The 26075-nt window shown below is 62.4% G+C and carries 28 protein-coding genes and 1 tRNA gene; 16 read left to right on the top strand and 13 right to left on the bottom strand.

What is annotated here, in order from left to right:
- Nucleotides 1–51 precede the first annotated feature (51 nt).
- Nucleotides 52–612, top strand: a complete 561-nt coding sequence (locus NKI29_RS15320; RefSeq protein WP_352568187.1) for a TIGR02281 family clan AA aspartic protease — start codon at nucleotides 52–54, stop codon at nucleotides 610–612.
- A 109-nt stretch (nucleotides 613–721) separates the two neighbouring features.
- On the opposite strand, the gene deoA is transcribed toward NKI29_RS15320, so the two are convergent.
- Genes deoA through NKI29_RS15290 form a run of 6 tightly spaced genes read right to left on the bottom strand, consistent with a single transcriptional unit; the run spans nucleotide 722 to nucleotide 6896 of the window.
- Nucleotides 722–2041, bottom strand: a complete 1320-nt coding sequence (deoA, locus tag NKI29_RS15315; RefSeq protein WP_352755060.1) for a thymidine phosphorylase — start codon at nucleotides 2039–2041, stop codon at nucleotides 722–724.
- Nucleotides 2041–2859, bottom strand: a complete 819-nt coding sequence (locus NKI29_RS15310) for a purine-nucleoside phosphorylase (protein ID WP_352448279.1) — start codon at nucleotides 2857–2859, stop codon at nucleotides 2041–2043. Before NKI29_RS15310 ends, deoA begins: the two co-directional genes overlap by 1 nt.
- Nucleotides 2856–3248 carry a cytidine deaminase gene (cdd, locus tag NKI29_RS15305; RefSeq protein ID WP_023675315.1) on the bottom strand — a complete coding sequence of 131 codons (393 nt, stop codon included), beginning with the start codon at nucleotides 3246–3248 and terminating at the stop codon, nucleotides 2856–2858. The genes NKI29_RS15310 and cdd overlap by 4 nt, the downstream gene beginning before the upstream one ends.
- Before the next feature lie 6 nt (nucleotides 3249–3254).
- On the bottom strand, nucleotides 3255–4226 hold the full coding sequence (locus NKI29_RS15300) for an ABC transporter permease (RefSeq protein ID WP_352576206.1): 972 nt from the start codon (nucleotides 4224–4226) through the stop codon (nucleotides 3255–3257).
- 1 nt (nucleotide 4227) lies between these two features.
- Complete coding sequence (locus tag NKI29_RS15295) at nucleotides 4228–5367, bottom strand: ABC transporter permease (protein WP_352576208.1); 1140 nt, start codon at nucleotides 5365–5367, stop codon at nucleotides 4228–4230.
- Nucleotides 5364–6896 (bottom strand): ABC transporter ATP-binding protein, encoded by a 1533-nt coding sequence (locus tag NKI29_RS15290; RefSeq protein WP_352796615.1) that lies wholly within the window; start codon nucleotides 6894–6896, stop codon nucleotides 5364–5366. Before NKI29_RS15290 ends, NKI29_RS15295 begins: the two co-directional genes overlap by 4 nt.
- 182 nt (nucleotides 6897–7078) lie before the next feature.
- On the opposite strand from NKI29_RS15290, the gene NKI29_RS15285 reads away from it, so the two are divergent.
- Nucleotides 7079–7288, top strand: coding sequence for a SlyX family protein (locus NKI29_RS15285; protein WP_031194007.1), 210 nt, complete (start codon nucleotides 7079–7081; stop codon nucleotides 7286–7288).
- Nucleotides 7289–7373: 85 nt separating this feature from the next.
- Here the strand turns inward: NKI29_RS15285 and NKI29_RS15280 are convergent, their stop codons facing one another.
- From NKI29_RS15280 to NKI29_RS15270, 3 genes are all read right to left on the bottom strand, one after another.
- Nucleotides 7374–8363, bottom strand: coding sequence for a BMP family lipoprotein (locus tag NKI29_RS15280; RefSeq protein WP_023675310.1), 990 nt, complete (start codon nucleotides 8361–8363; stop codon nucleotides 7374–7376).
- 215 nt (nucleotides 8364–8578) lie between these two features.
- Entirely contained in the window at nucleotides 8579–9241 is a 663-nt protein-coding gene (msrA, locus tag NKI29_RS15275; protein ID WP_352568194.1) for a peptide-methionine (S)-S-oxide reductase MsrA, read from the bottom strand.
- A 66-nt stretch (nucleotides 9242–9307) separates the two neighbouring features.
- Nucleotides 9308–9631: a hypothetical protein gene (locus tag NKI29_RS15270; protein WP_352620300.1), complete on the bottom strand. Its 324-nt coding sequence runs from the start codon at nucleotides 9629–9631 to the stop codon at nucleotides 9308–9310.
- Nucleotides 9632–10058: 427 nt separating this feature from the next.
- Here NKI29_RS15270 and NKI29_RS15265 point away from each other — a divergent pair.
- Nucleotides 10059–10148, top strand: a tRNA-Ser gene (locus NKI29_RS15265).
- Nucleotides 10149–10363: 215 nt separating this feature from the next.
- Here the strand turns inward: NKI29_RS15265 and NKI29_RS15260 are convergent.
- The 4 genes from NKI29_RS15260 to NKI29_RS15245 form a co-directional block, all read right to left on the bottom strand.
- Complete coding sequence (locus tag NKI29_RS15260; RefSeq protein WP_023675307.1) at nucleotides 10364–10771, bottom strand: hypothetical protein; 408 nt, start codon at nucleotides 10769–10771, stop codon at nucleotides 10364–10366.
- A 265-nt stretch (nucleotides 10772–11036) separates the two neighbouring features.
- Nucleotides 11037–11309: a hypothetical protein gene (locus tag NKI29_RS15255; protein WP_031211351.1), complete on the bottom strand. Its 273-nt coding sequence runs from the start codon at nucleotides 11307–11309 to the stop codon at nucleotides 11037–11039.
- Nucleotides 11310–11770: 461 nt separating this feature from the next.
- A complete protein-coding gene (locus NKI29_RS15250; protein ID WP_352568198.1) occupies nucleotides 11771–12370 on the bottom strand; it encodes a YdeI/OmpD-associated family protein in 600 nt (199 codons plus the stop codon).
- A 120-nt stretch (nucleotides 12371–12490) separates the two neighbouring features.
- On the bottom strand, nucleotides 12491–12916 hold the full coding sequence (locus NKI29_RS15245; RefSeq protein ID WP_352568199.1) for a cupin domain-containing protein: 426 nt from the start codon (nucleotides 12914–12916) through the stop codon (nucleotides 12491–12493).
- A gap of 321 nt (nucleotides 12917–13237) precedes the next feature.
- Here NKI29_RS15245 and NKI29_RS15240 point away from each other — a divergent pair, with 321 nt between their 5' ends.
- The 13 genes from NKI29_RS15240 to NKI29_RS15180 all read left to right on the top strand — a co-directional run bounded on the left by NKI29_RS15240 (nucleotide 13238) and on the right by NKI29_RS15180 (nucleotide 26052).
- Entirely contained in the window at nucleotides 13238–13657 is a 420-nt protein-coding gene (locus NKI29_RS15240) for a DUF3597 domain-containing protein (RefSeq protein ID WP_352796612.1), read from the top strand.
- Nucleotides 13658–14031: 374 nt separating this feature from the next.
- Nucleotides 14032–14262, top strand: a complete 231-nt coding sequence (locus NKI29_RS15235) for a hypothetical protein (RefSeq protein WP_023675303.1) — start codon at nucleotides 14032–14034, stop codon at nucleotides 14260–14262.
- A gap of 231 nt (nucleotides 14263–14493) precedes the next feature.
- A complete protein-coding gene (locus NKI29_RS15230; RefSeq protein WP_023675302.1) occupies nucleotides 14494–14682 on the top strand; it encodes a DUF3606 domain-containing protein in 189 nt (62 codons plus the stop codon).
- Entirely contained in the window at nucleotides 14682–14864 is a 183-nt protein-coding gene (locus NKI29_RS15225) for a hypothetical protein (protein WP_352568201.1), read from the top strand. Before NKI29_RS15230 ends, NKI29_RS15225 begins: the two co-directional genes overlap by 1 nt.
- 113 nt (nucleotides 14865–14977) lie before the next feature.
- Nucleotides 14978–16459, top strand: a complete 1482-nt coding sequence (locus NKI29_RS15220) for a hypothetical protein (RefSeq protein ID WP_352568202.1) — start codon at nucleotides 14978–14980, stop codon at nucleotides 16457–16459.
- Nucleotides 16460–16793: 334 nt separating this feature from the next.
- On the top strand, nucleotides 16794–16883 hold the full coding sequence (locus tag NKI29_RS15215; RefSeq protein ID WP_023675300.1) for a K(+)-transporting ATPase subunit F: 90 nt from the start codon (nucleotides 16794–16796) through the stop codon (nucleotides 16881–16883).
- A gap of 25 nt (nucleotides 16884–16908) precedes the next feature.
- Nucleotides 16909–18612, top strand: coding sequence for a potassium-transporting ATPase subunit KdpA (gene kdpA, locus NKI29_RS15210; RefSeq protein WP_352568203.1), 1704 nt, complete (start codon nucleotides 16909–16911; stop codon nucleotides 18610–18612).
- A 213-nt stretch (nucleotides 18613–18825) separates the two neighbouring features.
- A complete protein-coding gene (kdpB, locus tag NKI29_RS15205; protein ID WP_352568204.1) occupies nucleotides 18826–20919 on the top strand; it encodes a potassium-transporting ATPase subunit KdpB in 2094 nt (697 codons plus the stop codon).
- Nucleotides 20920–20931: 12 nt separating this feature from the next.
- Nucleotides 20932–21501 carry a potassium-transporting ATPase subunit KdpC gene (gene kdpC, locus NKI29_RS15200; protein WP_023675296.1) on the top strand — a complete coding sequence of 190 codons (570 nt, stop codon included), beginning with the start codon at nucleotides 20932–20934 and terminating at the stop codon, nucleotides 21499–21501.
- Nucleotides 21502–21554: 53 nt separating this feature from the next.
- Nucleotides 21555–24296, top strand: coding sequence for a DUF4118 domain-containing protein (locus NKI29_RS15195; RefSeq protein WP_352568206.1), 2742 nt, complete (start codon nucleotides 21555–21557; stop codon nucleotides 24294–24296).
- Entirely contained in the window at nucleotides 24293–24985 is a 693-nt protein-coding gene (locus tag NKI29_RS15190) for a response regulator transcription factor (RefSeq protein WP_352454001.1), read from the top strand. The genes NKI29_RS15195 and NKI29_RS15190 overlap by 4 nt, the downstream gene beginning before the upstream one ends.
- Nucleotides 24957–25412 (top strand): hypothetical protein, encoded by a 456-nt coding sequence (locus NKI29_RS15185; RefSeq protein WP_352568207.1) that lies wholly within the window; start codon nucleotides 24957–24959, stop codon nucleotides 25410–25412. The genes NKI29_RS15190 and NKI29_RS15185 overlap by 29 nt, the downstream gene beginning before the upstream one ends.
- Before the next feature lie 130 nt (nucleotides 25413–25542).
- The gene (locus NKI29_RS15180) at nucleotides 25543–26052 is read left to right on the top strand and encodes an NUDIX hydrolase (protein ID WP_352568209.1); all 510 of its coding nucleotides are present in this window, start codon (nucleotides 25543–25545) and stop codon (nucleotides 26050–26052) included.
- The last annotated feature ends 23 nt before the right edge of the window (nucleotides 26053–26075 follow it).

Raw genomic sequence — 26075 nt, 5'->3', positions numbered from 1 at the left:
AGCGGCAATCACCATGTCGGACTAAGGATCGGCAACCACAAAGGCCGGTCCATGCTGCGCAAGCTCCTCATCCTTGGCGTGTTTGCCGGAACGTCGGCATCGCTGCCGATCGTCTATCAGTCCAATTCACAGGTAATCGAGCGGCTGTTGAAATCCGCCATCGGAGCCAGGCCGGCCGACACACAAACCGACCTGAATCTCGCCGCCGTCCCGGACAGGCCCACAACGCCGCAGCCGCTCGGCCGCAAGGTCGTGGTCACCGCGGACTCGCGCGGGCATTTCATGTCGGTCTTCAAGTTGAACGGCCGCCAGATCGACGGCATGATCGATACCGGTGCCACGCTCGTCGCCATCAACACCTCGACTGCGCGCAGGATCGGCATCTCGCTCAATTCGACGGACTTCAGCCATCAGGTCAACACCGCCAATGGTGCGATCAAGGCCGCCGTGGTGACGATTGATCGCCTGCAGATCGGCAAGATCACCGTCGAGGGCGTCGAGGCCGTCGTGCTCGACGACAGGGCGCTGCACACCAACCTGATCGGCATGAGCTTTCTGCAGCGACTCGAAAAATACCAGGTCGAAGACGGCAAGCTGCTGCTGGTTCAGTAAAACGTGATCCCGAACCGCAGGTCCGCGCCAGCGAAAAGTGGGGACCGGTTTTCGGACAAGATCGTGGTCCAAAGAAAGATAGAGCCCATCCGATACCATCGGAATGGCTCTACCCGCGCGGCAGGATCCGCCGGATGACGGTTTTCTCCGTGGCCGGTTTGGAAGTGCCGATGGTATAGGCCGAAAGCACGGCGGCCGCGGCCGCTTCGGCATCCCCGATATTGCGGGCATGGACCAGCGCCAGCGCTTCGCCGGCCCGCACTTCAGCGCCGACCGGCAACAGCCTGGTGATGCCGACGGCGTGATCGATCCTGTCGTCGGGCCGCGTCCGCCCGCCGCCAAGCCCGACCACGGCAAGCCCGATCTCGCGGGTCGCGATGCCGGTGACAAAGCCATTCGCGCTCGCCTTGACCGCGAATTCCGTTGCCGCTTTCGGCAAATATTTTTCCGGGTTGTCGACAAAGTCGACGGGACCACCCAGTGCCGCCACCATGCGCGCGAAGATGGAAGCGGCGCGGCCGCCGGCCAGCGTTTCGGCGGCGCGGCGCAGGCCGTCCTGGTTGGACGATACCAGGCCTGCCGATTGTAGCATCTCGGCGGCCAGCGCCAGTGTCACGTCCTCCAGCCGCCGGTCGCGAAAGCGGCCGGTGAGAAAATCGACGGCGTTGCGCACCTCGACCGCATTGCCGGCGGCGGACGCCAGCGGCTCGTTCATGCCGGTGACCAGCGCCGAGGCCTTAAGGCCGGCGCCATTGGCGACGTCGACCAGGCTGTTGGCCAGTGCGGTTGCGTCGCGCGATTTCTCCATGAAGGCGCCGTTGCCGACCTTGACATCGAGCACCAGCGAACCAAGGCCGGCCGCCAGCTTCTTCGACAGGATCGAGGCGGTGATCAGCGGCACCGATTCCACCGTTCCCGTCACATCGCGGATCGCGTAGAGCCTGGCGTCGGCGGGTGCCAGATCGGCGGTCTGGCCGATGATGGCGCAGCCGGTTTCGAGCACGGTCTTGCGGAAGCGCGCAACATCCGGCTGGCTGATATAGCCGGGGATGGCATCCATCTTGTCCAGCGTGCCGCCGGTATGGCCGAGACCCCTGCCGGAAATCATCGGCACATAGGCGCCGCAGGCAGCGACGATCGGCGCCAGCATCAAGGAGACGTTGTCGCCGACGCCGCCCGTCGAATGCTTGTCGGTGACCGGGCCGGGCAGATCCGACCAGTCGAGCACATCGCCGGAATCGCGCATCGCCATAGTCAGCGCCACCGCCTCGTCGCGGCTCATGCCGTTGAAGAACACCGCCATGGCAAAGGCGCCGACCTGCGCGTCGGTGACTGTGCCGGCGGTCAGACCCTCGATGAAGAACGCTGTCTCCTCAGCCGAGAGCTTCTGGCCATCGCGCTTGCGGCGGATGATTTCCTGTGGAAGCATCAGGCGTCGACCCTGTGCTCCGGAAGCCCGTCCTGAAAAACACGCTGCAGAATGGTCGCCAGCCGCGCGCCGCCGACCGGCGCCATGTCCTTGGTCTCCTGGTGCGACAGCTCGGCTCCGGTCATGCCGGCGGCAAGGTTGGTCACGACCGAACACGCGGCGACGCGCAGCCCAAGGAAGCGGGCGAGAATGACCTCCGGCACCGTCGACATGCCGACCGCGTTGGCGCCCATGACGCGCGCCATGCGGATCTCGGCGGGCGTCTCGAAGCATGGGCCGGAGAACCACATATAGACGCCCTTGTGCAGCGTGGTACCGGTGGCCTTCGCCGCCTGCTCGATGGCGGAGCGGAGACCGGCGTCGTAGGCTTCGGTCAGGCCGACGAAACGGCGGTCGCTCGGTTCGCCGATCAGCGGGTTGGAGCCCGAGAAATTGATGTGATCGGTGATCAGCATCACCGAGCCCGGGCCCATCCCGGGATCGACCGAACCGGCGGCGTTGGTGAGGATCAGCCTGGAGATGCCGAGGCCGGCGAGCACCTCGAGTGCCGGCCGCATCGCCGCGGCGTTGCCGTGCTCGTAATAATGCGCCCGGCCGGACAGCATCAGCACCGGCGTGCCGGCAAAGAGCCCCGCCACCACCTCGCCGGCATGGCCGCTGACTCCGCTTCGGGGAAACCCCGGCAAGTCGGCGTAGGAGATGCGCACCGCATCCTCGACCTGGTCGACAAGCCCGCCAAGCCCTGACCCCAGCACCAAGGCGGTGGTCGGCGCCAGCCCGTCCAGCCTTTCGACGAGGTGATCGAGCGCTTCCTTCATTTCAGCACATCGCCTTCAAACCCGTATGGCAGCAACTCGCCCATGGTCACGGTCTCAACCACGCCGCTATCATCGCAGAGATAGAATTTCGTCTCCGGCCGGCAGAATTCCGCCAGCCGCTGCCGGCAGCCGCCGCAGGGCGAGCATTTTGCCACGCGTTCGGCGATCACGGCGATTTCCGTGATCTTGCCGCCGCCGCCCATGACGTAGTGGCCGAGCGCGGTGGTTTCGGCGCACCAGCCCTCCGGATAGGACGCGATCTCGACATTGGCGCCGGTGAAGACACGGCCGTCCTCGGTGCGCAACGCCGCGCCGACCGGAAATTTCGAATAGGGCGCATAGGCCTTGGCCATGGCGGCTTTCGCCGCTTCGAACAGATCATGAGCCATGATAGATCAGCGTTCCTTGACATACGGCACGCCGCCGGCGCGCGGCGGGATTGCCTTGCCGATGAAGCCGGCAAGCAGGATGACGGTCAGCACATAGGGCAGCGCCTGCATGAATTGCACCGGCACCTTGCCGATCATTGGCAGTGGCGTGCCTTGCAGGCGGATCGACGCCGCGTCGAGGAAGCCGAACAGCAGGCAGGCGAACATGGCGTTGACCGGTTTCCATTTGGCGAAGATCAGCGCGGCCAGCGCGATGTAGCCCTTGCCGGCGGTCATGTCCTTCACGAAGCCGCCATTCTGCACCATCGACAGATAGGCGCCGGCAATGCCGGTGAGCACGCCGGTGCAGATCAGCGCCCGGTAGCGCAGCCAGGCGACTGATATGCCGGCGGTGTCGACGGCGGCGGGGTTCTCGCCGACGGCGCGCAGGCGCAAGCCGAAGCGGGTGCGAAACAGCACCCACCAGGTGAACGGCACGGCCAGGAAGGCGAGATAGACCAGCACGGAATGGCCGGAGATGAGTTCCGAATAGATCGGCCCGAGGATCGGCACGCTCCTGAACGCCTCCGCGCCCGGCCAGGTGATTGCCTCGAACCGCTCGCCGGCGGCCAGCGCCGGCGTGCGCCCGCCTTGCTGGAACCAGGCTTGGCCGAGCATGATCGTCGATCCGGCGGCAATGAAATTGATCGCGACACCCGAGACGATCTGGTTGCCGCGATGGGTGATCGAGGCAAAGCCGTGGATCAGCGCGAAGGCAACCGAAATGAGGATGGCCATGCCGAGGCCGAGATAGGCCGAGTGGAAGACCGAGGCGGCGGCCGCACCGGCGAAGGCGCCGACCAGCATCTTGCCCTCGAGCCCGATGTCGAAGACGCCGGCGCGCTCCGAATAGAGGCCGGCGAGGCAGGCGAGCAGCAAGGGCACCGACAGGCGGATGGTCGAGTCCAGGACCTGCACGATGGCGTTGAAGAAATCCATCTCAGGCGCCCTTCCCCTTGACCGCTTCCATGCCGACCGATCTCGGGCTGAGCGAGGCGAACAGCGCCTGGACATAGGGCCGGAACATATGCTCGAGCGCACCGGCGAACAGGATGACCAGGCCCTGGATGATGACGATCATGTCGCGGCTGATCGCCGGCATCTCGAAGGCGAGTTCGGCGCCGCCCTGGTAGAGCATGCCGAACAATATTGCCGCCATGACGATGCCGACCGGATGCAGGCGGCCCATCAGCGCCACCGCGATGCCGACGAAACCGGCGCCCGAAACGAATTCGAGTGCGACATTGTGCTGGTCGCCCATCGTCGGGTTGAGCGCCATCATGCCGGCTAGCGCGCCCGAGATCATCATCGCGATAATGATGATGCGGATCTCCGAAATGCCGGCATAGCGCGCCGCTTTCGGGCTGTGGCCATAGGTGCGCATCTCGTAGCCGAGCTTGGTGCGCCAGATCAGCACCCACACCAGGAAGGCCATGGCTAGCGCCAGCAGGGAACTGACGTTGAATGGCGCCGAACGGATTTTGGCGCCGAACAACTCGATGACCCAGTTGAGCTTCGGCAGTTGCGCGCCTTCGAGAAAGGTGCGCGTCTGCGGTGCCATCGAGGCGGGGGGCTTCAAGTACCCGACCAGCGCACGGACCATGACGCTGGCGGCGATGAAATTGAACATGATGGTGGTGATGACGATGTGCGAGCCGCGCTTGGCCTGCAGATAGGCCGGGATCAGCGCCCACAGCGCGCCCATCGCCGCGGCGGCGATAATGGCGATCGGGAAGGTCAGCCACCAAGGCAGCACGCTGTCGAAGGCCAGGCAAACAATGCCAATGCCGAGACCGGCGATATAGCCCTGGCCCTCGCCACCGATGTTGAACAGGCCGCAATGCGCCGCAACCGCCACCGAAAGCCCGCTGAAGATGAAGGTGGTGGCATAGAAAAGCGTGAACGCGATGCCTTGGCCGCGGCCGAAGGCACCCTCGACCAGGACGACGGCTGCGCGCAGTGGGTTCTCGCCAACCAATATGACGACGAAGCCGGCAACGACGAAGGCGACGAACAGGTTGATCAGCGGGATCAGGACGTAGTCGGCCCAGGCCGGCAGCTTGGCATAGGGAGTGCTCATTCCGCCGCCTCGCGCTGCTCGACGCCGGCCATCAGCAGGCCGAGCTCGCCCTCGGTCGCGTCGGGGCCGCGTTCGCCGACGATGCGGCCGGCAAACATCACCAGGATGCGGTCGGACAGCGAGCGTATCTCGTCGAGCTCGACCGAAACCACCAGCACCGCCTTGCCCTGGTCGCGCATGGCGATGAGGCGCTTGTGGATGAATTCGATGGCTCCGACATCGACGCCGCGCGTCGGCTGGCCGACGATCAACACGCCGGGATCTTGTTCCATTTCCCGCGCAAGCACGATCTTCTGCTGGTTGCCGCCGGAGAAATTGGCGGTCTTGAGGCGGCAGTCCGTCGGGCGGATATCATATTTGACGATCTTGTCCCAGGCATCGTTACGGATGGCGTCAATGTCAAGGAACGGCCCCTTCAGATAGCGCTCGTCGTCCTGGTAGCCGAGGATCGAATTCTCGTTCTCCTCGAAGGCCAGCACCAGCCCGACATGATGGCGGTCCTCCGGCACATGGGCAAGGCCGCGCTCGCGCAGCTCGCCAGGGTCGGCGGCGCCGGTGAGGTCGATCGGCTTGCCGTCGAGCATGACCGAGCCCGAAACGGCATGCCTGATGCCGGAAATCGCCTCGAGCAATTCGGACTGCCCGTTGCCGGCGACGCCGGCAATGCCGACGATCTCGCCGGCATGGACATCGAAAGAGACGTCGTCGACCATGGTGACGCCGCGGGAATCCTTCACCGTCAGGTTCTTGATCGCGAGCTTGACGCCGCCGGCCTTCGCCTCGCCCTTCTCGACGCGCAGCAGCACGCGCCGGCCGACCATCAGCTCGGCCAGTTCCTCGACCGTGGTCTTCTTGGTCTCCCTGGTCGCCACCATCGTGCCCTGGCGCATCACCGAGACGGTGTCGGTGATCGCCATGATCTCGCGCAGCTTATGGGTGATCAGCACGATCGTCTTGCCCTGCTCCTTCAGCTGCCTGAGGATGCGGAACAGGTGGTCGGCCTCGGCCGGCGTCAGCACGCCTGTCGGCTCGTCGAGGATCAGGATCTCGGCGCCGCGATAGAGCGCCTTGAGGATTTCGACGCGTTGCTGCAGGCCGACCGGCAACTCCTCGATGATGGCGTCCGGATCGACTTCGAGCCCGTATTCGCGCTCGAGCCGCTCCAGCTCGGAACGCGCCTTGGCGATGCTCTTCTTCAGCAGCGCATCGCTTTCGGCGCCGAGAATGACGTTTTCCAGCACCGAGAAATTGTCGACCAGCATGAAATGCTGATGCACCATGCCGATGCCGAGCGCGATCGCATCGTTCGGTGTCTTGATCGATGCCGGCTGCCCACCGACACGGATTTCGCCGGAATCGGCCTGGTAGAAACCATAGAGGATCGACATCAGCGTCGACTTGCCGGCGCCGTTTTCGCCGACTATGCCATGGATAGTGCCGCGCATAATCTCCAGATTGATGTCGCGGTTGGCGCGCACGGCGCCAAAGCTCTTGTCGATGCCGATCAGCTCGATTGCGGCTTGCGCCATGCAGCCTGTTCCCACTGTTATTTTTTTACCGCTTGGTCAAACGCCTAGCATGACGCCCAGTCTGTGCCAATTGGGTCCGTACCAATTGGCCGGAGCAGGGTTCACTCTCGACAAATCCCGCCATGCTTGTCAATTTCCAACGTGGCCGCACCCCTGCACAATCGCCTGATCGAGGATTTCACATGACCATGCCCGACGACCGGCTGACGACGCTGGAAATCCGCGCCGCCGAGCAGGAGAAGACCATCGAGGAACTGTCCGGCCAGATCGCCGAGCAGTGGAAGGTGATCGAGCGCATGCAGCGCAAGCTCGACGCGCTGGCCGAGCGCTTCCTGGCGCTGGAGGAACAGGCCGCACCCGACGTGCCGGTGACAAAGCCGCCGCACTGGTGAGGCGGGCCGACAAGACAAAACCGCCGGGCTTTCACCCGGCGGCTCGTCAGTTCAGCAGTACCAGTCGATCAATAACGGCAATCGATCAATACGGGCAGGCATTGTCCGACATGTAGTCGTGCACCTTGATGGTGCCGGCGATGATGTCGGCCTTGGCTTTTTCGACCGCCGCCTTCATTGCATCGTCGACAAGCGCCTTGTTGTTGTCGTCCATGGCGTAGTCGACGCCGCCTTCCTTGAGGCCGAGATCGTTAACGCCGGCCGTGAATTTGCCGTCCTTGGCATCCATGAAGGTGTTGTAGACGGCAACGTCGACGCGCTTGACCATGGAGGTCAGCACCTTGCCGGGCTGCAGGCCGTTCTGGTTGGAATCGACGCCGATGCCGAGCTTGCCGGCGTCGGCCGCTGCCTGCAGCACGCCGACACCGGTGCCGCCTGCCGCCGCGTAGACCACGTCGGCGCCCTGGTCGATCTGCGTCTTGGCGATCTCGCCGCCCTTGGCCGGATCGTTCCAGGCTGCCGGCGTATCGCCGGTCATGTTCTGGATGACGTCGGTGGCGCCGGCCGCCTTTGCGCCGCCGACATAGCCGCAGCCGAACCTGCGGATCAGCGGAATGTCCATGCCGCCGACGAAGCCGACCTTCTTGGTCTTGGAAGCCATCGCCGCCATCACGCCGACGAGGTAGGAGCCTTCCTGCTCCTTATAGACCAGCGAGCGGACATTGGGCTTGTCGACGACCATGTCGATGATGGCGAATTTGGTGTCGGGGAACTCGGTGGCGATCTTGTCAAGCGCGTCAGCCCACGAGAAGCCCGCCATGACGATGGGGTTGCGACCGTCCTCGGCGAAACGGCGTAGCGCCTGCTCGCGCTGGGTGGCGTTGCTGACCTCGAATTCCACATAGGGGATGCCGGTCTCGGTCTTGAACTTTTCAGCGCCGTTGAACGACGCCTCGTTGAACGATTTGTCGAACTTGCCGCCGAGATCATAGAGGATCGCGGGTTGAATGTCCGCGGCGAAGGCCGGAAGAACCATTGCAGCTGCGGCCATAAGGCCGAGAACGATACGTTTCATGTGATCCACACCCCTGTCAGTTATTTGTCCATTATGCACCGCATTCCGGCCCGGTTCTCCGGCAGGCACACGGCGTCGGGCAGGAGTGTCTTCCTCCCGCTTCGGGTCAATCTGGCACGGCCCGAAACAAAATTCACGTGGAATTTTGACCCTTTGGAAAAGCATGGCGCCGCATCGCGGCGCCACAGCATATTCCTTGCGTCAGGGGCATAAAATCAGGCGGAGACGGCGGCCGGAATGGCGCAGGAGACGCCGGTTCCCTGCAGGCCGCAATAGCCGTAGGGGTTCTTCGCCAGATATTGCTGGTGGTCTTCCTCGGCGAAGTAGAATTCCGGCGCCGGCGCGATCTCCGTGGTGATCTTGCCGCGTCCGGCGCCGCGCAGCGAACCCTCGTAGGCATCGCGCGAGGCGAGCGCCGCCTGGTACTGCGCGTCGTTGAACGTATAGATCGCCGAGCGGTAGGTGGTGCCGACATCATTGCCCTGGCGCATGCCTTGCGTCGGGTCGTGGCTTTCCCAGAACAGCTTCAAGAGCTCGGCATAGGACACGATCTTGGGGTCGTAGACGACGAGCACGACTTCGGCATGGCCGGTGAGCCCCGTGCAGGTTTCCTGATAGGTCGGGTTGGGCGTGACGCCGCCGGCATAGCCGGCCGCCGTGACCCAGACGCCCTCGACTTGCCAGAACAGGCGCTCGGCGCCCCAGAAGCAGCCCAGCCCGAACATCGCCGTTTCCATCCCTTCGGGATAAGGACCCTTGAGCGGCCTGTTCGAGACAAAGTGCTTCGATGCCGTCGGGATCGGCCGGTCGCGGCCGGGCAACGCCTCGGAGGGTTTCGGCAGGTTGAGCTTCTTGTTCAGCATGTCGCTGAGAAACATGTGTGGCTTCCTTTTCTTTTTGGTTGAGCCTTCCTGGTACGGGAACACCGGGTCAGGCTGGAAATGTCAGGTTGCGGCGAACCGCCCGCTGGGGCGCTGCCGCCTGTAACCGATGGCATAAAGAATGAACGCCAGCACCGCGAACACGGCAAAGCCGGGCTGACTGAGCACCCAGGCGATGGCACCGTCCCACAGCAGCGGGTTGATCTTATCGCGGACGAAGCTTTCGAAGGCGCTGCGCGTATCCGGCGAAACAGCGAGCCAGCTGGTGTTGAGCGGGGTCATCACCAGCGCCGAAGCCGCCACCGAGCGGGTCGCATCGAGCACGGCCATGATGACCGAAACCGAAAGCGCGACCATTGCAGCGAAACGAAAGACGAAGCGGAACATCCGGACCCTTCCTCCCCAGGAGTTTATCAGAATGTCGTGTCGGACTGTTAAATAGGACCTGCGCGCTTTATCCGCAATCGCGACACGTGAAGTTGAACCCGCGACCGCCGGTTCGCCGGAACCGGTGGCGCGCCGGACGGCAAGCACACCTCCGCCGATCGTTTCGATAGGCTCCCAACGGGTGCTCCGATAACATGGGCTGAGCATCCCTATCCGGCAAAGCGAATAGACTGCCGTTATGTCTTGGCATTCGGCACCGGATCGACTAGATGAGCCCCGCGCCTGTTGCTTTGACGGCTCGGGTGCGGGGAAAGGGTATCCGCTGGTTGACGGCGCCCACGGCCGGAATTCCGGCCGGAATCCCAAAGGAGATGCATCTCCCCAACCCGCGCGGCGAAACCGGCCGCGTCGAAAATGCTAAAAGGACGGAGAGGTGGCCGAGTGGTTGAAGGCGCACGCCTGGAAAGTGTGTTTACGGGAAACCGTAACGCGGGTTCGAATCCCGCTCTCTCCGCCAGTTAAATCTCACCGGCTCGCCGAGTCTGAAGGGACACTGGACGGCGACTGCCGCTGCGATGCAGTATCTTGAGGCAGGCAGGCAGAGGGGCGCGCGAAGGCTACTGAGCGGCTTTCATCTTCGCCGCACCCTTACCTCAGATCAGCCTACAACCAATCGGCCCGCGCTTCACCAGAAGCACGGGCTTGGTCGACTCGGCACCGGCGCCGCCCCGTCTAGCGCGGGACCGCTTGTATTCCCGAGACCGAGCGCTCTGTTTCGGCGGAGAAAACCACGAAGGCAAAGATCAGCACGGCGACAGCGACGATCATTGAGCCGGTGGCCACGATCGGCTCGAGCGCCGGATTTCCCTGCAGCATCAGGTAAAGCGCCGGCAGCATCACGACCAGGCCGAGATTGTAGACGCCATAGTGGATCATCGCGCTCCTGCGGGCAGCCTTCGCCGGGTTCAGCGCATAATAGCCGCCGAATATTGCACTGGTGACCCAGCCCAGCAGGTTGATGTGCGCGTGAGCCGGAAACGCGCCGTGATCGCCTGAAATTGCCATCTGCAGGCCAGCTGCAATTCCCAGAATAAGAAAGATGATGGCTGTCTTGAAAAAGAGTTCCGAAACCTTCGGCATGTCATTCTCCCAAACCCGTTTTGCCGCATCATGCTGTGGTTCCGGCGATCTTGCCAAGGGACCGTCGAGCCTGCGGAGCCATTTGTCGCCGGCCAGACAGCCCGTTGGCGGCCGGCCGCCGGGCCTGGCCGGTTGCGAGTCCAGCCAGCAAAAAATATGCACTCACGCTAATTTAATTGCAACATTACCGGGCAGGCTTCATGTCGTTCTCGCCAGGAAAGTGTCCTGCACGATGGTGGTACCATACGCGCCAAAGGTCTGCCCGTCAGTGTTGCAGCAAGGCCTCGCCGAACTTCTCCCACAGCTGTGCGCAATCTGTTGCTCTGAGGCTGGGGGTTCCGAGTGGGCCATATCTGATGACGGCGGCGTGAACATCATAGCCAACGATAGGTGCATTGGCGACAAAGTGGATAGCCTCGCCCAATCGGCGGGGGCCAATTGGCGCATCGGTTTTGTTGGTGATGTCGAAGACACCACGAATATCCGCTTCCTGATTCCTGGCTGCCAACGCAGCCGCCATTACCCTTTCTTGCATCATCGAAATCTCTCCTATCGGTCTAAGTCTAAGAACCGCGGCTTGTGCCGGTCCGGCAGCTGACAACCGGCAAATCGAAGTGCCTTTTGCAGCATCTCGATTGGCTCTTGCTGCGAGCCACTCCGCCCGCTCCCGCGGCAAGCCGATAAGGCAACTGCCAGCGAAATCCGCAGGCACGTCCACGGTCGCATCAAACACGGCCCACGTGCCAGTCGGCTCCTGAACGGGCAAAAACCTCATAACAGCGCCTGCTAATATACTATGCCGACTGTGAGGACGAGACTTTTTCCTGCATCGATTAAACGAATGAGAGATGGTGTCGAAATGGCAGGCGACGCTCGCCGAAAACAATCGTCTGCGACATCGCCAGGATCGAAGGTGGGCTTGAGCAGCGATCCGGCCGCGTTCGGGGCTCGCCGGTAGGGACAAGTACAAGACGCAGCGCCGGCACGCCTCGTCAGATGTCACTTTCTGCCCTGCGGATAGATGGTCTCGCCGCGCTTCAGCATCTCCACGAACGCCGCGATCTTCTTCTTGCGTCCGGCTTCGGTTTTCATGTTGTGGGTGCGGAAGGCTAGCGCGAAGCGGTTTTGCCCGCTGAGCTTTGCCAGCATCTCTTTCGCCCTGGGCTCGGCGTCTATTGCCGCCTGGAGGTCGTCGGGGATCTTCATCTCCTTGCCGCTCTTGTAAGCGCGCGCCCAGCGGCCATCGGCCTTGGCTGCCTCGACCTGCTTCAGCCCGTGCTCGATCATCCGGCCCTCCTCGATCAGCCGGGCGACATTGTCGACATTGATCTGGCTCCAGGTGCTCTTCCTGCCGCGCGGGGTGTAGCGCTGCAGGTAGCTTTTGCCGTCCAAGGCCTTGCGCACCGCATCGATCCAGCCCCAGCACAACGCCACGTCGATGGCTTGCTTCGGCGTGATCGACGGCAGTCCCGAATCGAGCTTATGGATCTTGATCCAGACTTCGTCCTCGCTGTCGTGATGCTCGCCAAGCCAGGCATGGAAGCTTTCGGCATCCCTGAACTCGCGCACCTTGGCGGGATCGACCTTGACGGGCGCCATCAGCCGGTCCGCCCATGACGCGAGCGCGTAACGACGCCAAACCGCTTGCCGGCCGCGCGCGCGCTCATATCAGCTCCGAGTCCGCAATCCGCAGGCCTAGTGATTCTCGCCGGCACGCATTCAGCCCGCACGATTGGGCGTGCCGAGGACATGGGATTTCGGCGGCAGCATGACATCGTCGAATGTCTGCGTGAACATCGCCGCCGCAAAGAAAGCGACGGCGCGCAGGGTTTCGGTGCCGGTGTTGACGAGGTCGTGCCGGACCGGCGTCGGAAGTACCAGGACGCTGCCGGGCCCGACCGGGTGGGTGCTGCCGCCCTCGATGTACAGCTCGCCGGTGCCGGCGATGATGTATTGCGTCTCTTCGGTGGCGTCGGTGTGCCAACCAAGCCGCTTGCCGGGCTCGATCTCGTAGACAATGACCGAGGACTGGGTGGTGCCGTGCCCGCCGTAAACCGCGAAAGCGCCAGCCCATTTGACCGACGGATCGTCCTCTGCCCAAACCAGCGAACGTTCGAGCCTGTCGGATGCGACGACTGCTGTCATGGCTTCGTTCCTCTCAGCGAATTGCGAACACGAATCTAGATGATTTTTCTGGTCTGCGTCAGCAAAACTGGCTGCTGACCGTTCCCTCGTCCATTGCGCGTGACGATTTGTCGGGCCGCGATCCAATCTATTCTACTCTCGGGCCGGATCACTGAGCCGATCCCCCAATGCAACCAAGCCTTTACCTTTTAGTCAGTTTTGAGTTGCCCCTGCGTTGCGTTCGTGGTCTGGTACAACCAGGGCGCTCAATGCGGCATTCGGCAACGGTCGCCCCACCGACCGTCAAGGCAACACACCGTCGAGCCAACACAGGAGATAGCAATGGGCATTTTCGACAGTATCAAAGGTGCGATTTTCGGAAACGCGGTTGCGGCCGAAGCGCCGCCGGCGCAACCGTCTCCCGCGCCTGCTTCGAGCACGGCCACCCAGCCGACGGCGCCTACCCGATCCGCCCCGGCCCCGGCTCCGGCCGCGCCGTCCTCTGCCCCGGACATCGCTGCCATTCTCGACAAGGCGGTGGCCGTGAAGGGGCAGAAACTCAACTGGAAGAATTCGATCGTCGACCTGATGAAGGCTCTGAATATCGACAGCAGCCTCGGCGCCCGCAAGGAGCTTGCCCACGAGCTGAACTACACCGGCGATATGAACGACACTGTAACGATGAATCTGTGGCTGCACGACGCACTGATGAAAAAGCTGGCCGAAAATGGCGGCAAGCTTCCGAGCGACCTGGCCGCCTAGAGTCACAAGACAAGCAATTCCAGGAAAACGTGTGAACGGCTTTCCGTCCGGAATTGCGTCAAACAAAAAAGACAGACCGGTTCTGCCCGCACCGTGGTTCTTGCTGCGCCGGCTTCGGCCGCAACCGAGCAGACCACACTGCCAAGCATTAGACTGCCAGTAAATAAAATTGAGACCGATCCCGGCCGCCGGGATTGGGTCTATGGCGAAGTCGCATGGCACAAAAGCGCTGCCGCCTCGCGCCCGGATTGCCTCCCGCAAAACCGACGATTTCGGTCGCTGCCCACGCGCTGGTAGGACCACCATTTTGCTGGCGAAACGCGACGTTCGGCGTATCATTCTCCCGGGAGAGGGTTCATGGTGGGAGGAAGCCAATGAACGTGGTGCAGAGGGTGACCGTCGCCGACTTGACGGCCCAAGAGCTTGTTTCATCTGCGCTTTCACGGTTCGGTGCCGGCGACACCATATCGACGAGGGCGATGCTGGACATCGTTCGCAGGACGGCCCCGGCCTGCGGCAACAGTGACGACGATCTGGTCGAGCTTATCGTCATGACGGCCGTTGGTAGGACCATGGGCGTCGTGTTCGACCATCGCTCCCATTAGCAATCCGGAACGAATACCAGGCTGCGCCCAGGAGCAGTGGCGGGCGGTTGGCAGCGCCGCCAAAGAGGCCAGCCTATTTGTGCGCGAAGGCCGGCCTGACGCCAAGCCCCTGCTTTGAGCAAACCGCCGCGCATGCCGGGTCATGCCCGAAGGCGGTAATTGGGCGACACGCTCGAAGGAACTCGCTGAAATCTTGCCCGTTATGCTCTCGTCGAGATGAGGAGAGCTGCCATGGCCGACGACAAAACCAAGACCGACAGTCGCGACCGCTCACGAATGGCGGGCGGCGAAGACTACGAGGTACGTCACTTCGCCGAGGAAGCGGGCATCACCCCGGATCAGGCACGCACGCTGATCAAGCGCCACGGCACCGACCGCAAGGTGCTGAACGAAATCGCCGAAAGCATAAGAGCGTCGTAATGGCTGACAAGAAAACCACAATGGCCGACCGCAAGACGCGCGATGCGGACGAAAAGGAGGCTCTGCGTCTGGCCGAAACCACCGACGTTTCGCCGAAGCAGGCGAAGGATCTGATGCGCAAGCACGGCAAGGACAACCCGAAGGTCGAGAAGGAAGCCAAGAACTTCAAGGCCGAGGGCTAAGCCGCCGAGCCGATTGGACGCGCGGCACAGGGTTGTGGCCGCAATCCTGCAGCTTATCGGTTTTCTAACAAATTCGGCCTATCCCTTCCGCTATCGCGGCTCAGGGATGCCATATGCGCGGGATATCTGGTGAGGCGAGGCCATCGATAGACGACATACGGCGTGTGAGGCTGGTGTTTTGCCTGCTGGCGGCGGTCGTGATGGCGGCGGCGCTCCTCGCCTTTGCCACCTCCCTCCTGCAGGATCCTGATAGCTGGTGGCACATCAAGGTCGGCATGGATATGCTGGCAAGCCGCACATTCCCTACCGTCGACATCTATTCCTACACTTTTGCCGGCCAGCCATGGATCGCCAAGGAATGGCTTAGCCAGGTTCTCCTTGCAATTGCCTTTGAAGCCGGCGGCTGGAACGGCGTGGTGCTGCTGGCGACTGCAGTAATCGCGCTGACGGTCTTCTTGACGTCGTGGTATCTCGGCGCGTGGTTGAAGCCGACGCTGGCGATAGGACTGACGCTGGTTCTCGCGCTCTTGATCGGGCCAATCTATGTCGCCCGGCCGCACATCTTTACCTTGCCCATCATCGTCGTCTGGACCGCCGGTCTTTTCCAGGCCGCACGCAACGAGAAAGCACCGCCCTTATGGCTGCTGGCGCTGCTATGCCTGTGGGCCAATCTCCATGCCACCTTCACCTTCGGTTTCGTCATCGCCGCCTTCGCCGGCCTCGATCTCGTCATGCGCACACGCTTGTCGAACCCCCGGCTGCTGGCCAAGTGGATCGTTTTCGGGCTGCTTTGCCCGCTGGTCAGCCTGCTCAATCCCTATGGCGTCAAGGCCATACTCGCCACATTCACCGTGGCCTATGGCAATGAGGCGGTGCCTTACATTGCGGAGTGGCAACCCTTCGACGCCTCGCGGCACACCCCCCAGGAGGTGGCCCTGCTGGTGGCGTTTTTCGGGCTGCTCGTGTCGAGATTGCGCATTGGCTGGGCCAAGGCGCTGTTCCTTGTCTTCACGTTGCACGTCTATCTCACCCACATACGGTTCATGTACCTGTTCTTTCTTCTCGTGCCGGTGGTCCTTGCCGTCGAGGTCGCGCAACAATATCCAGCGCTTTCAGCCGAGAAATGGGCGGCGGAAAAGCGTGACGGACTTGAACAATTTTTCGCACGACAATTTTCCAGGATTTGTGCTGGACTTGCCGTTTTGCTGGTTTTGGCGGCTGCCGCCTTCACGACCTATCCGGTCGCGCCGAGCCAGAAGACCTCGGCGAGGGACGCACTGGCCTTTGCCCAAACCCATAATCTGTCGGGCAATCTGCTGAACTCCTACGATTTCGGCGGCACGCTGATTTTCCATGGCATCAGGACGTTTATCGACGGCCGGGCGGATCAGCTCTTCCTGAATGGCTTTACGGAAACGGATGAGCAGACGGGGCACAGCCGGGGCAAGCCGATCCTGAAAGCCCAACTCGACAAATATACGATAGGCTGGGCATTGTTGACCGCCGACGACAGCCGCATTCCGTTCTTCGACGAACTGGGCTGGAAGCGGGCCTATGCGGACTACTACGCGGTGATCTACACCCGCGCGAACTGAGCTCCGGCAGCTTCGCGCGCCGGCGCGCACTTTCCCCCCTGAAGCTGTGGCCAGCGCCGAGGCGGCGAAATCCTTATGGGATTTTGATTTCTTTGCTCCGCGTCCCGTCTCGAACCTTTATGGCACTTTGATCCATATTCGCCGGAGCGATGTATCCAGCCGCCGACATGATGCGGCGACGAGTTTGGATAGTTTGTTAAAGTAAACAAACAAATACAACATAAGGAAAATGCGCGGTGGACATAGTTGTTGTCGCGATTGGAATCGCGTTCTTTGCTCTATGCTTCGGCTACATCAAAGCTTGCGACAAGCTGTAAGTTTAGGGGATCGTAACATGCTTTTCGACTATATCCTCGGCGGCGCCGTGACCTTGTTTCTTCTCGCCTACCTGACATACGCCCTCGTTCGCCCGGAACGCTTCTGATCTCCGCTGGCAAGGAGCCAACCCCATGACAATCAACGGATGGCTGCAGATCCTCGTCTATTGCGGGATCGTCGTTCTGCTGGCCAAGCCGCTCGGCGGCTACATGCATCGCGTTTTCAGCGGCGAGCGCACATTCCTGTCGTCAATTCTGGCCCCGCTCGAGCGCGGGCTCTACCGCATATCAGGGACCAGCGAGCGCGAGGAGCAGCACTGGACTTCCTACGCCGCGGCCCTGCTGTTCTTTAACCTGGCCGGCTTCCCGGTGCTCTATTCGCTGCAACGGCTGCAAGGCGGCCTGCCCTACAATCCGGCCGGCATGACCGCCGTCGAACCTGGGCTGGCCTTCAACACCGCCGCCAGCTTCATGACCAACACCAACTGGCAGAACTACGGCGGCGAAAGCACGATGTCCTATCTCGTGCAGATGGCCGGCTTGACCGTGCAGAATTTTCTGTCGGCGGCGACTGGCGTCGCCATTGCGGTCGCATTGATCCGCGGCTTTGCCAGGGCCTCAGGCAAATCGATCGGCAATTTCTGGGTCGATATGACCCGCGGCACGCTCTACCTGCTTTTGCCCTTTTGCATCGTGTTGACTCTGGTCTATGTCTATCTCGGCATGCCGCAGACGCTCGCTGCCTACGTCAACGCGACGACGCTCGAAGGCGCGCAACAGACTATCGCGGTCGGGCCGGTCGCTTCCCAGGTTGCCATCAAGATGCTCGGCACCAATGGCGGCGGTTTCTTCAACGCCAATGCAGCGCATCCCTTCGAAAATCCCGATGCAATCTCCAACCTGATCCAGATGGTGACGATCTTCGCCCTCGGCGCGGCGTTGACCAATGTCTTCGGCCGCATGGTAGGCAACCAGCGCCAGGGCTGGGCAATTCTGTCGGCTATGGGCGTGCTGTTCATCGCCGGCGTTGCCGTCTGCTACTGGGCGGAAACCGCCGGCAATCCGCTCGTCCATGCGCTGGGCGTCGACGGCGGCAACATGGAGGGCAAGGAGAGCCGCTTCGGCATCGCCCTGTCGGCACTGTTTGCCGTCATCACCACGGCCGCATCCTGCGGCGCGGTCAACGCCATGCATGACAGCTTCACCGCACTCGGCGGCATGATCCCCATCATCAACATGCAGCTCGGCGAGGTCATTGTCGGCGGCGTCGGCGCCGGCTTCTACGGTATCCTGATGTTCATCGTCATTGCCGTTTTCGTCGCCGGGCTGATGGTCGGACGCACGCCCGAATATCTCGGCAAGAAGATCGAGGCCAAGGAGGTCAAGATGGCTATGCTGGCCGTGCTCTGCCTGCCGCTTGCAATGCTGATCTTCACCGCTGTCGCGGTCATGCTGCCGACCGGCGTTGCTTCCATCGCCAACGCCGGCCCGCACGGCTTCTCCGAGGTTCTCTATGCCTACACCTCGGCCGCGGCGAACAATGGCTCCGCCTTTGGCGGCCTCAGCGGCAACACGCCCTGGTACAACATAACGCTCGGCATCGGCATGCTGATGGGCCGCTTCCTGGTCATTATTCCGGCGTTGGCGATTGCTGGCTCGCTGGTTGCGAAGAAGACCGTCCCTGCCTCCGCCGGCACCTTCCCGACCGACGGTCCGCTGTTCGTCGGGCTGCTGGCCGGTGTCATCCTGATCGTCGGCGGCCTGACCTTCTTCCCGGCCCTGGCGGTCGGACCGATCGTCGAGCACCTGGCGATGATCAACGGTCAGACATTCTGAAACGGCCATGCCCTGGTTCAAGATCATACCTCGAAAGGTCCGGCATCGCCCCGAGCCGGAGGGGGAGAAAACACCCCCTCCTTTCCCGACGCTGTCCACATTCCTCGCTATTGCGGCAGCCTTGATCATGATCTGGCTGCTGGCTTACGGGCCGCCGCACCTTCGTTCGGCACACGATCGACCGGTCAACAACATCGACACTGGAGCTACCAAATGAGCCCGTCGAAATCCGTGAGCATCATGGATACCCGCATTCTGTGGCCCGCTATCGGCGGTTCCTTCAGAAAACTGAACCCGCGCACCTTGATGCGAAACCCGGTGATGTTTGTCGTCGCCGTCGTCTCGGCGCTCACCACCGTGCTGTTCGTCAAGGATCTTGTTACCAGCGGCGGCGATCTTGGCTTCATGCTGCAGATCATCATCTGGCTGTGGTTCACCGTGCTCTTCGCCAATTTCGCCGAAGCGGTGGCCGAAGGCCGCGGCAAGGCGCAAGCTGACTCGCTGCGTCGGGCGCGAACCGAGACGCAGGCCAAGCTGTTGAACGGTGGCGACCGCAGCAAGTTCAAACTGGTGCCCGGCACCAGCCTGAAGGTCGGCGACATCGTGCTTGTCGAAGCCGGCGACATCATCCCCTCGGACGGCGAGGTGGTCGAAGGCGTGGCGTCGGTCAACGAGGCGGCCATCACCGGCGAATCCGCACCGGTCATCCGCGAATCCGGAGGCGATCGTTCGGCGGTGACCGGCGGCACGCAGGTCTTGTCCGACTGGATCCGCGTGCGCATCACTGCGGCTGCCGGTCATACGTTCCTCGACCGCATGATCTCGCTGGTCGAGGGCGCCGAGCGCCAGAAGACACCCAACGAGATCGCGCTCAACATCCTGCTCGTCGGCATGACGCTGATCTTCGTGCTGGCGACGGCGACGATCCCGAGCTTCGCCTCGTATTCGGGCGGCTATATCTCGGTGACCGTGCTGGTCGCCCTGTTCGTTACCCTGATCCCGACCACAATTGGCGCCCTGCTGTCGGCTATCGGCATTGCCGGCATGGACCGCCTGGTGCGCTTCAACGTGCTCGCCATGTCGGGCCGCGCCGTCGAGGCGGCCGGCGATGTCGACACGCTGCTGCTCGACAAGACCGGAACCATCACGCTGGGCAACCGTCAGGCGACGGCATTTCGTCCGGTCAAGGGCGTCACCGAACAGGAACTGGCCGACGCGGCTCAGCTTGCCTCGCTTGCCGACGAAACGCCGGAAGGCCGCTCGATCGTCGTCCTGGCGAAGGAAAAATACGCCATCCGCGCCCGCGACATGGCAAGCCTGCACGCGACTTTCGTGCCCTTCACCGCGCAAACCCGCATGAGCGGTGTCGATCTGGAAGGCTCCTCAGTCCGCAAGGGCGCAGTCGATGCGGTACTTGCCCACGTCAACCTCTCGACCGTTGCCACAGGCAGTACGCGCCCCGGCAGCGACACCGTCCGCGACCTTCAGGCGATCGCCGACGAGATCGCCAAATCGGGTGGCACTCCACTCGCGGTCGAGCGCGACGGGCGCCTGCTCGGCGTCGTCCATCTGAAGGACATCGTCAAGGGCGGCATCGCAGAACGCTTTGCCGAATTGCGCCGCATGGGCATCCGCACGGTGATGATCACCGGCGATAATCCGATGACCGCGGCGGCGATCGCGGCGGAAGCCGGCGTCGACGACTTCCTTGCCCAGGCGACGCCCGAGGACAAGTTGAAGCTGATCCGCGACGAGCAGGCCAAAGGCAAACTGGTCGCGATGTGCGGCGATGGCACCAACGATGCGCCGGCCCTTGCGCAGGCCGATGTCGGCGTTGCCATGAACACCGGCACGGTCGCGGCGCGCGAGGCCGGCAACATGGTCGATCTCGACAGCGATCCGACCAAGCTGATCGAGATCGTCGAAATCGGCAAGGCGCTCCTGATGACGCGTGGCTCGCTGACCACCTTCTCCATCGCCAACGACGTGGCCAAGTATTTTGCCATCATCCCGGCAATATTCGCCGTCTTCTACATCGCCCCGGGCCAGACCGCCGGGCCGCTGCAAGCGCTCAATGTCATGCATCTGGCGACGCCGCAGAGCGCTATCCTCTCGGCCATCATCTTCAACGCGCTGATCATCATTGCGCTGATCCCGCTGTCGCTGAGGGGCGTCAAATACCGCGCGGTCGGCGCCGGTGCGCTGCTCAGCCGCAATCTCATTGTCTATGGCCTTGGCGGCGTCGTAGTGCCCTTCGTCGGCATCAAGATGATCGACATGGCCATCACCGCTCTCGGTCTCGCCTAAGGAACCTCGTCGATGCTCAATCAAATCAGGCCCGCGATCGTCATGATCGTCTTCTTCACCATTCTGACGGGTTTGGTCTATCCGATCGGCATGACCGGCATTGCCCAGGCGCTGTTTTCGCGCCAGGCCAATGGCAGCCTGATCGAGAAGGACGGCAAGCTCGTCGGTTCCGAGCTGATCGGCCAGGCTTTCGAAAGCGACCGCTACTTCCATGGCCGCCCGTCGGCTGCCGGCGACGGCTACAATGCCGCCGCCTCGGGCGGCTCGAATCTCGGCCCGACCAACCCGAAGCTCATCGACAGGATCAAGAGCGACGCCGAAAAGCTGAGAGCCGAAAACCCGAGCCAGCCGGTACCGATGAATCTGGTCACCACGTCCGGCAGCGGCCTCGATCCGCATATCAGCCCCGATGCGGCCTATTTTCAGGTTGCCAGGGTGGCCAAGGCCAGGGGCGTCGATGAATCCAGGATCAAATCGCTTGTCGACAGCCATGTCGAAGATCGCGAATTGGGATTCATCGGCGAGGCGGTGGTCAATGTGCTGGCCCTCAACCTTGCGCTGGACGATGCGATGAAACAGTGAAGGACCGGCGCCGGGATCGACACCGAAGCCGGCGCCGTTCATGATTGACCCTTATGCCAGACGACAGCCGCACCGCCGAAACCAGGCCCTCTCCCGACGCGCTGCTCGAGCATGCCGAGCGGGAGGAGCGCGGTCGCCTGAGGATATTTCTCGGCGCCGCCCCCGGTGTCGGCAAGACCTACGAGATGCTGATGTCGGGCCGCGCCAGGCTGGCCGACGGGGTCGACGTGGTGATCGGCATCGTCGAGACGCACGGCCGCAAGGAAACCCAGACGCTGGTCGAAGGCTACGAGGTCATTCCTCGCCTTGAGATCGATTACAAGGGGCGGATCCTTGAGGAGATGAATCTCGACGCCATCCTCGCCCGGCACCCGGCGCTAGTTCTGGTCGACGAACTCGCCCACACCAACGTCGCCGGCAGCCGTCACCCCAAGCGCTATCTCGACGTCCAGGAAATCCTGACGCACGGCATCGATGTCTACACGACGCTGAATATCCAGCACGTCGAGAGCCTGAACGATGTCGTGGCGCAGATCACCCGCGTCAGGGTGCGGGAAACTGTCCCCGACTCCATAATCGACCAGGCCGACGACATCGAGATCATCGACCTCACCCCCGACGATCTGATCAAACGGCTTGAGGAAGGCAAGGTCTACATCCCCAGCACCGCCCAGCGCGCCATCGAGAACTATTTCTCGCCGGGCAATCTGACGGCGCTCCGGGAATTGGCGCTCCGCCGCACTGCCCAGCGGGTCGACGAGCAGTTGCTGACCCACATGCAGGCCCACGCGATACCCGGGCCTTGGGCGGCGGGGGAAAGGGTTCTCGTCTGCGTCGATGCGCGTCCGGGCGGGGCGGCCCGTGTACGCTATGCGCGGAGGTTGGCCGACCGGCTCCGCGCCCCTTGGACGGCGCTTCATGTCGATACCCCTCATTCAGCGGCCATGCCCGAGGAGGACAAGGATCGGCTGGCGACGCAGCTGCGCCTTGCCGAGCAGCTCGGTGCCGAGGTGACGACCATTCCGGGTCAGAACGTCGCGCAAGACATCGTTCGGCATGCGACGGCGAACAACTTCACCCATATCGTGATCGGCAGGCCGACCCGATCGCGCTGGCGGGAATTGATCGAAGGCTCGCTCACTTACGATCTCATCCGCAATGCCGGCGACATCAGCGTCCATGTCATTTCGGGAAACGAACGCAACGCCGAGGCGACGTCGAGGACCGTCAAGGCGGCGGACGAGCAGTGGCAGTTCGAGATCTGGCCTTATCTCAGGGCCACGGCCTATGTTGTTGGCTCGCTCGCCTTCGCCGTTCTTCTCGACCAGTTTCTCGACGTCCGCAATCTGGCGATCATCTTTCTCATTGGGGTCCTGACGTCGGCGGTGACCGGCGGTCTCTGGCCGGCTTTGTATGCCTGCCTCATCAGCGCCATTGCCTTCAACTATTTCTTCCTGGAACCACGCTACACGCTGACGATCGAGGATCCGGAGAGCATCGTTGCGCTGGCTGTCTTCCTGGTTGTTGCGGTCATTGCCAGCAATCTAACAGCGCGCGTGCAGCGTCAGGCGGTCGCTGCGCGCTCGCGGGCACGCGCCACAGAAGATATTTATCTCTTCTCAAAGAAGCTCGCCGGCGCTGGGACGCTTGATGACGTTCTCTGGGCGACTGCCTTCCAGATCGCCTCGATGCTGAAGCTGCGCGTGGTGCTGCTTCTGCCGGAGAACGGCACAATTGCGGTCAAAGCCGGCTACCCACCCGACGACACGCTGGCCGAGGCCGACATCGCAGCAGCCCGCTGGGCCTGGGAGCATAACCGCGCCGCCGGGCGCGGCGCCGACACGCTGCCCGGAGCAAAGCGCCTCTATCTGCCCTTGCGGACCGGACGCACGGCGGTGGGCGTTGTCGGCCTCGACAACGACAAGCAAGGTCCGCTGCTGACACCCGAGCAGCAGCGTCTGCTCGATGCGCTCGCCGACCAGGCGGCGGTCGCCATCGAGCGCATCCAGCTCGTCGCCGATGTTGACCGGGCCAAGCTCGCGGCCGAGGCAGACCGTCTGCGCTCGGCCTTGCTCACCTCCATTTCCCACGATTTGAAGACGCCACTTGCCGCCATCATGGGCGCGGCCGGAACACTCAGGGACTTCGAGGCCGCACTTCCCGAGCAGGACCGGACGGAACTGCTGTCGACCGTGCTCGATGAAGCGGAGAGGCTTAACCGCTTCATTGCCAATCTGCTCGATATGACCAAGATCGAATCCGGCACGATGGAGCCGAACTATGCGTTTCACTATCTCGGCGACATTGTCGGTTCAGCTCTGTATCGGGCCCGCAAATTCGTCGGCGAGCATAAGACCGAGATCGACATTCCATCGGATCTGCCGATGTTGCGGGTCGACCCCGTTCTGTTCGAACAGGTGCTGTTCAACCTCCTCGACAATGCTGCAAAATACGCGCCGCCAGGTTCGACGATCCGCCTGCAAGCCTGGGCCGACAACGGCTTCGTCATCCTGCAGATCATGGATGAGGGACCAGGCATTCCGCCAGCGGATCTAGAGCGCGTTTTCGACACTTTCTACCGTGTGCGCAAGGGTGACCAGGTGCGTGCCGGCACGGGGCTCGGCCTGTCGATTTGCCGCGGCTTCATCGAAGCGATGGGCGGGACGCTCTTGGCGGCAAACAGGTCCGACCGCTCGGGGGCGGTTTTCACGATCAAGATGCAACTGGTGCCGGCGGAACTGCCCAATCTCGGCGAACCCGAGACGGGCCATCAAAATATGGACGATCTGGCATGACGAGCCTGGACGTCAGGATATTGGTGGTCGACGACGAACCGCCGATCCGGAAACTGCTTCGCGTCGGGCTTGGCAGCCAAGGCTATGCGATCAGCGAGGCGCCGAACGCCAGGGCGGCGATTGAACTCATCGAGACGGAAAAGCCGGACCTTGTGCTGCTCGATCTCGGCCTCCCCGGCATGAGCGGCCATGATTTGCTGCGCAAATGGCGGGATGATGGCCTGGACATTCCCGTGGTTATTCTTTCCAGCCGCACTGATGAGGCCGGCATCGTGTCCGCCCTCGAACTCGGCGCCGACGACTATGTCACCAAGCCGTTCGGTATGAACGAGCTTGTCGCACGCATCCGCGTAGCGCTTCGCCACAAGTTTCAGCAGCAGGGTGAGAGACCGGTGTTCCAAACCGGCGACCTCTCCGTCGATCTGGTGAAGCGCGTCGTCAAGGTCGAGGACAAGGAGATAAAGCTCTCGCCGAAGGAATACGACATTCTTCGCACCTTGGTGCAGCACGCCGGCAAGGTTCTCACCCACCAGTTCCTGCTGAAGCAGGTCTGGGGCGATTCCACCGACGTTCAATATCTCAGAGTCTACGTCCGGCAGATCAGGCAAAAGATCGAAAAAACGCCCGACCAGCCCCGCTATATCACCACCGAGACCGGCGTTGGATACCGGCTGCGCGAAATCGATTGACGCGACGAGCATCCGAAGCCGAAATGCCTCTTCCAATCCGCTTCAAATCAGCGGCGGCCATGGTGTCGCCGGACAAAAGCCCTATATTAAGGAAAGATCGGTTTTGTGCGGGAATGAATGGATGTCACGGCTTCGTCTATTGACGTTTTTAGGGTCGGCAATGCTGACCGCGGCGATGCTGTCGGGCGTAAATCCTGCTGCATCGGCACAGGTCGTCAGTCCCGCCGACCGCAACGTGTTGATCCAGCAGGACCAGTTGCAGATGTTGGAGAACAGGCTGCGGCGGCAGCAATACCAGCAGCAGCAACAGCAGTACCGTGCCCAGGATCGCCAAATCCCAACACCGCAACGGCAGGAGGTGCCGCAGATGAGGCCAACTTGCCAGTTGCTGCCGTCGGGGAGCGGCTTTGTCAGCACCTGCCGCTGACGACCGGCCCTTTCCATTTATTTAGCCGACTTATATATTGTGGAAACCGCTCCGCTTGCGCCCCATTGAAAGCGGGCGAGTTTGCAACGCTGCCCTTGCCGTCTGGGCACCGATTCGACTGGATTATCGAATGGCAGCCAGCAAGAAGAAGGTCGTACGCAAGGCAAGGAAGGGCGACGGGGTTCGCCAGGTCGCGGCGATTCCCTTTCGGCTGAACGAGCATAGCGATGTCGAGGTGATGCTGGTCACATCGCGAACGACGAGGCGCTTCATCGTGCCGAAGGGCTGGCCGATGAAGGGCAAGAGCGGCCGCAAGGCGGCCACTGTCGAAGCACAGGAAGAAGCCGGCGTTCTCGGCAAGACACTGAAACAACCGGCCGGCACCTATTGCTACTGGAAGCGGCTGGCAAACCGCTTCGTCCGTGTCGACGTCGTCGTCTATTTGCTGGAAGTAACCGAGGAACTTGCCGACTGGCAGGAAGCCAGGAGGCGTCAGCGTGCGTGGCTGGCACCAGCCGACGCGGCGTTGCTCATCGACGAGCCGGATCTTTCGACGCTGGTGAGGAACATCAGGATTGCCGAGCTGGAGCATAATCCCAAAAAGCAGGGTCCGGCGTTCGGAAAAGATCCCGCTCAATAGAAGATGGAGGCCTGCCCCGACTG

The organism is Mesorhizobium sp. M0678 (genome assembly GCF_040320505.1).
In the GTDB taxonomy this organism is placed as follows: domain Bacteria; phylum Pseudomonadota; class Alphaproteobacteria; order Rhizobiales; family Rhizobiaceae; genus Mesorhizobium.
This window is presented reverse-complemented; position numbering and strand designations above follow the sequence as displayed.

What these genes read in the sequence shown, in the direction of transcription:
- NKI29_RS15245 (WP_352568199.1), bottom strand. Translation starts at nt 12,916, where the DNA reads ATGACAGCAGTCGTCGCATCCGACAGGCTCGAACGTTCGCTGGTTTGG.
- NKI29_RS15320 (WP_352568187.1), top strand. Translation starts at nt 52, where the DNA reads ATGCTGCGCAAGCTCCTCATCCTTGGCGTGTTTGCCGGAACGTCGGCA.
- kdpC (WP_023675296.1), top strand. Translation starts at nt 20,932, where the DNA reads ATGCTCAATCAAATCAGGCCCGCGATCGTCATGATCGTCTTCTTCACC.
- NKI29_RS15295 (WP_352576208.1), bottom strand. Translation starts at nt 5,367, where the DNA reads ATGAGCACTCCCTATGCCAAGCTGCCGGCCTGGGCCGACTACGTCCTG.
- cdd (WP_023675315.1), bottom strand. Translation starts at nt 3,248, where the DNA reads ATGGCTCATGATCTGTTCGAAGCGGCGAAAGCCGCCATGGCCAAGGCC.
- NKI29_RS15270 (WP_352620300.1), bottom strand. Translation starts at nt 9,631, where the DNA reads ATGTTCCGCTTCGTCTTTCGTTTCGCTGCAATGGTCGCGCTTTCGGTT.
- NKI29_RS15310 (WP_352448279.1), bottom strand. Translation starts at nt 2,859, where the DNA reads ATGAAGGAAGCGCTCGATCACCTCGTCGAAAGGCTGGACGGGCTGGCG.
- msrA (WP_352568194.1), bottom strand. Translation starts at nt 9,241, where the DNA reads ATGTTTCTCAGCGACATGCTGAACAAGAAGCTCAACCTGCCGAAACCC.
- NKI29_RS15240 (WP_352796612.1), top strand. Translation starts at nt 13,238, where the DNA reads ATGGGCATTTTCGACAGTATCAAAGGTGCGATTTTCGGAAACGCGGTT.
- NKI29_RS15235 (WP_023675303.1), top strand. Translation starts at nt 14,032, where the DNA reads ATGAACGTGGTGCAGAGGGTGACCGTCGCCGACTTGACGGCCCAAGAG.
- NKI29_RS15280 (WP_023675310.1), bottom strand. Translation starts at nt 8,363, where the DNA reads ATGAAACGTATCGTTCTCGGCCTTATGGCCGCAGCTGCAATGGTTCTT.
- NKI29_RS15260 (WP_023675307.1), bottom strand. Translation starts at nt 10,771, where the DNA reads ATGCCGAAGGTTTCGGAACTCTTTTTCAAGACAGCCATCATCTTTCTT.
- NKI29_RS15190 (WP_352454001.1), top strand. Translation starts at nt 24,293, where the DNA reads ATGACGAGCCTGGACGTCAGGATATTGGTGGTCGACGACGAACCGCCG.
- NKI29_RS15180 (WP_352568209.1), top strand. Translation starts at nt 25,543, where the DNA reads ATGGCAGCCAGCAAGAAGAAGGTCGTACGCAAGGCAAGGAAGGGCGAC.
- NKI29_RS15195 (WP_352568206.1), top strand. Translation starts at nt 21,555, where the DNA reads ATGCCAGACGACAGCCGCACCGCCGAAACCAGGCCCTCTCCCGACGCG.
- NKI29_RS15290 (WP_352796615.1), bottom strand. Translation starts at nt 6,896, where the DNA reads ATGGCGCAAGCCGCAATCGAGCTGATCGGCATCGACAAGAGCTTTGGC.
- kdpA (WP_352568203.1), top strand. Translation starts at nt 16,909, where the DNA reads ATGACAATCAACGGATGGCTGCAGATCCTCGTCTATTGCGGGATCGTC.
- deoA (WP_352755060.1), bottom strand. Translation starts at nt 2,041, where the DNA reads ATGCTTCCACAGGAAATCATCCGCCGCAAGCGCGATGGCCAGAAGCTC.
- NKI29_RS15285 (WP_031194007.1), top strand. Translation starts at nt 7,079, where the DNA reads ATGACCATGCCCGACGACCGGCTGACGACGCTGGAAATCCGCGCCGCC.
- NKI29_RS15225 (WP_352568201.1), top strand. Translation starts at nt 14,682, where the DNA reads ATGGCTGACAAGAAAACCACAATGGCCGACCGCAAGACGCGCGATGCG.
- NKI29_RS15255 (WP_031211351.1), bottom strand. Translation starts at nt 11,309, where the DNA reads ATGATGCAAGAAAGGGTAATGGCGGCTGCGTTGGCAGCCAGGAATCAG.
- NKI29_RS15230 (WP_023675302.1), top strand. Translation starts at nt 14,494, where the DNA reads ATGGCCGACGACAAAACCAAGACCGACAGTCGCGACCGCTCACGAATG.
- kdpB (WP_352568204.1), top strand. Translation starts at nt 18,826, where the DNA reads ATGAGCCCGTCGAAATCCGTGAGCATCATGGATACCCGCATTCTGTGG.
- NKI29_RS15300 (WP_352576206.1), bottom strand. Translation starts at nt 4,226, where the DNA reads ATGGATTTCTTCAACGCCATCGTGCAGGTCCTGGACTCGACCATCCGC.
- NKI29_RS15220 (WP_352568202.1), top strand. Translation starts at nt 14,978, where the DNA reads ATGCGCGGGATATCTGGTGAGGCGAGGCCATCGATAGACGACATACGG.
- NKI29_RS15215 (WP_023675300.1), top strand. Translation starts at nt 16,794, where the DNA reads ATGCTTTTCGACTATATCCTCGGCGGCGCCGTGACCTTGTTTCTTCTC.
- NKI29_RS15250 (WP_352568198.1), bottom strand. Translation starts at nt 12,370, where the DNA reads ATGGCGCCCGTCAAGGTCGATCCCGCCAAGGTGCGCGAGTTCAGGGAT.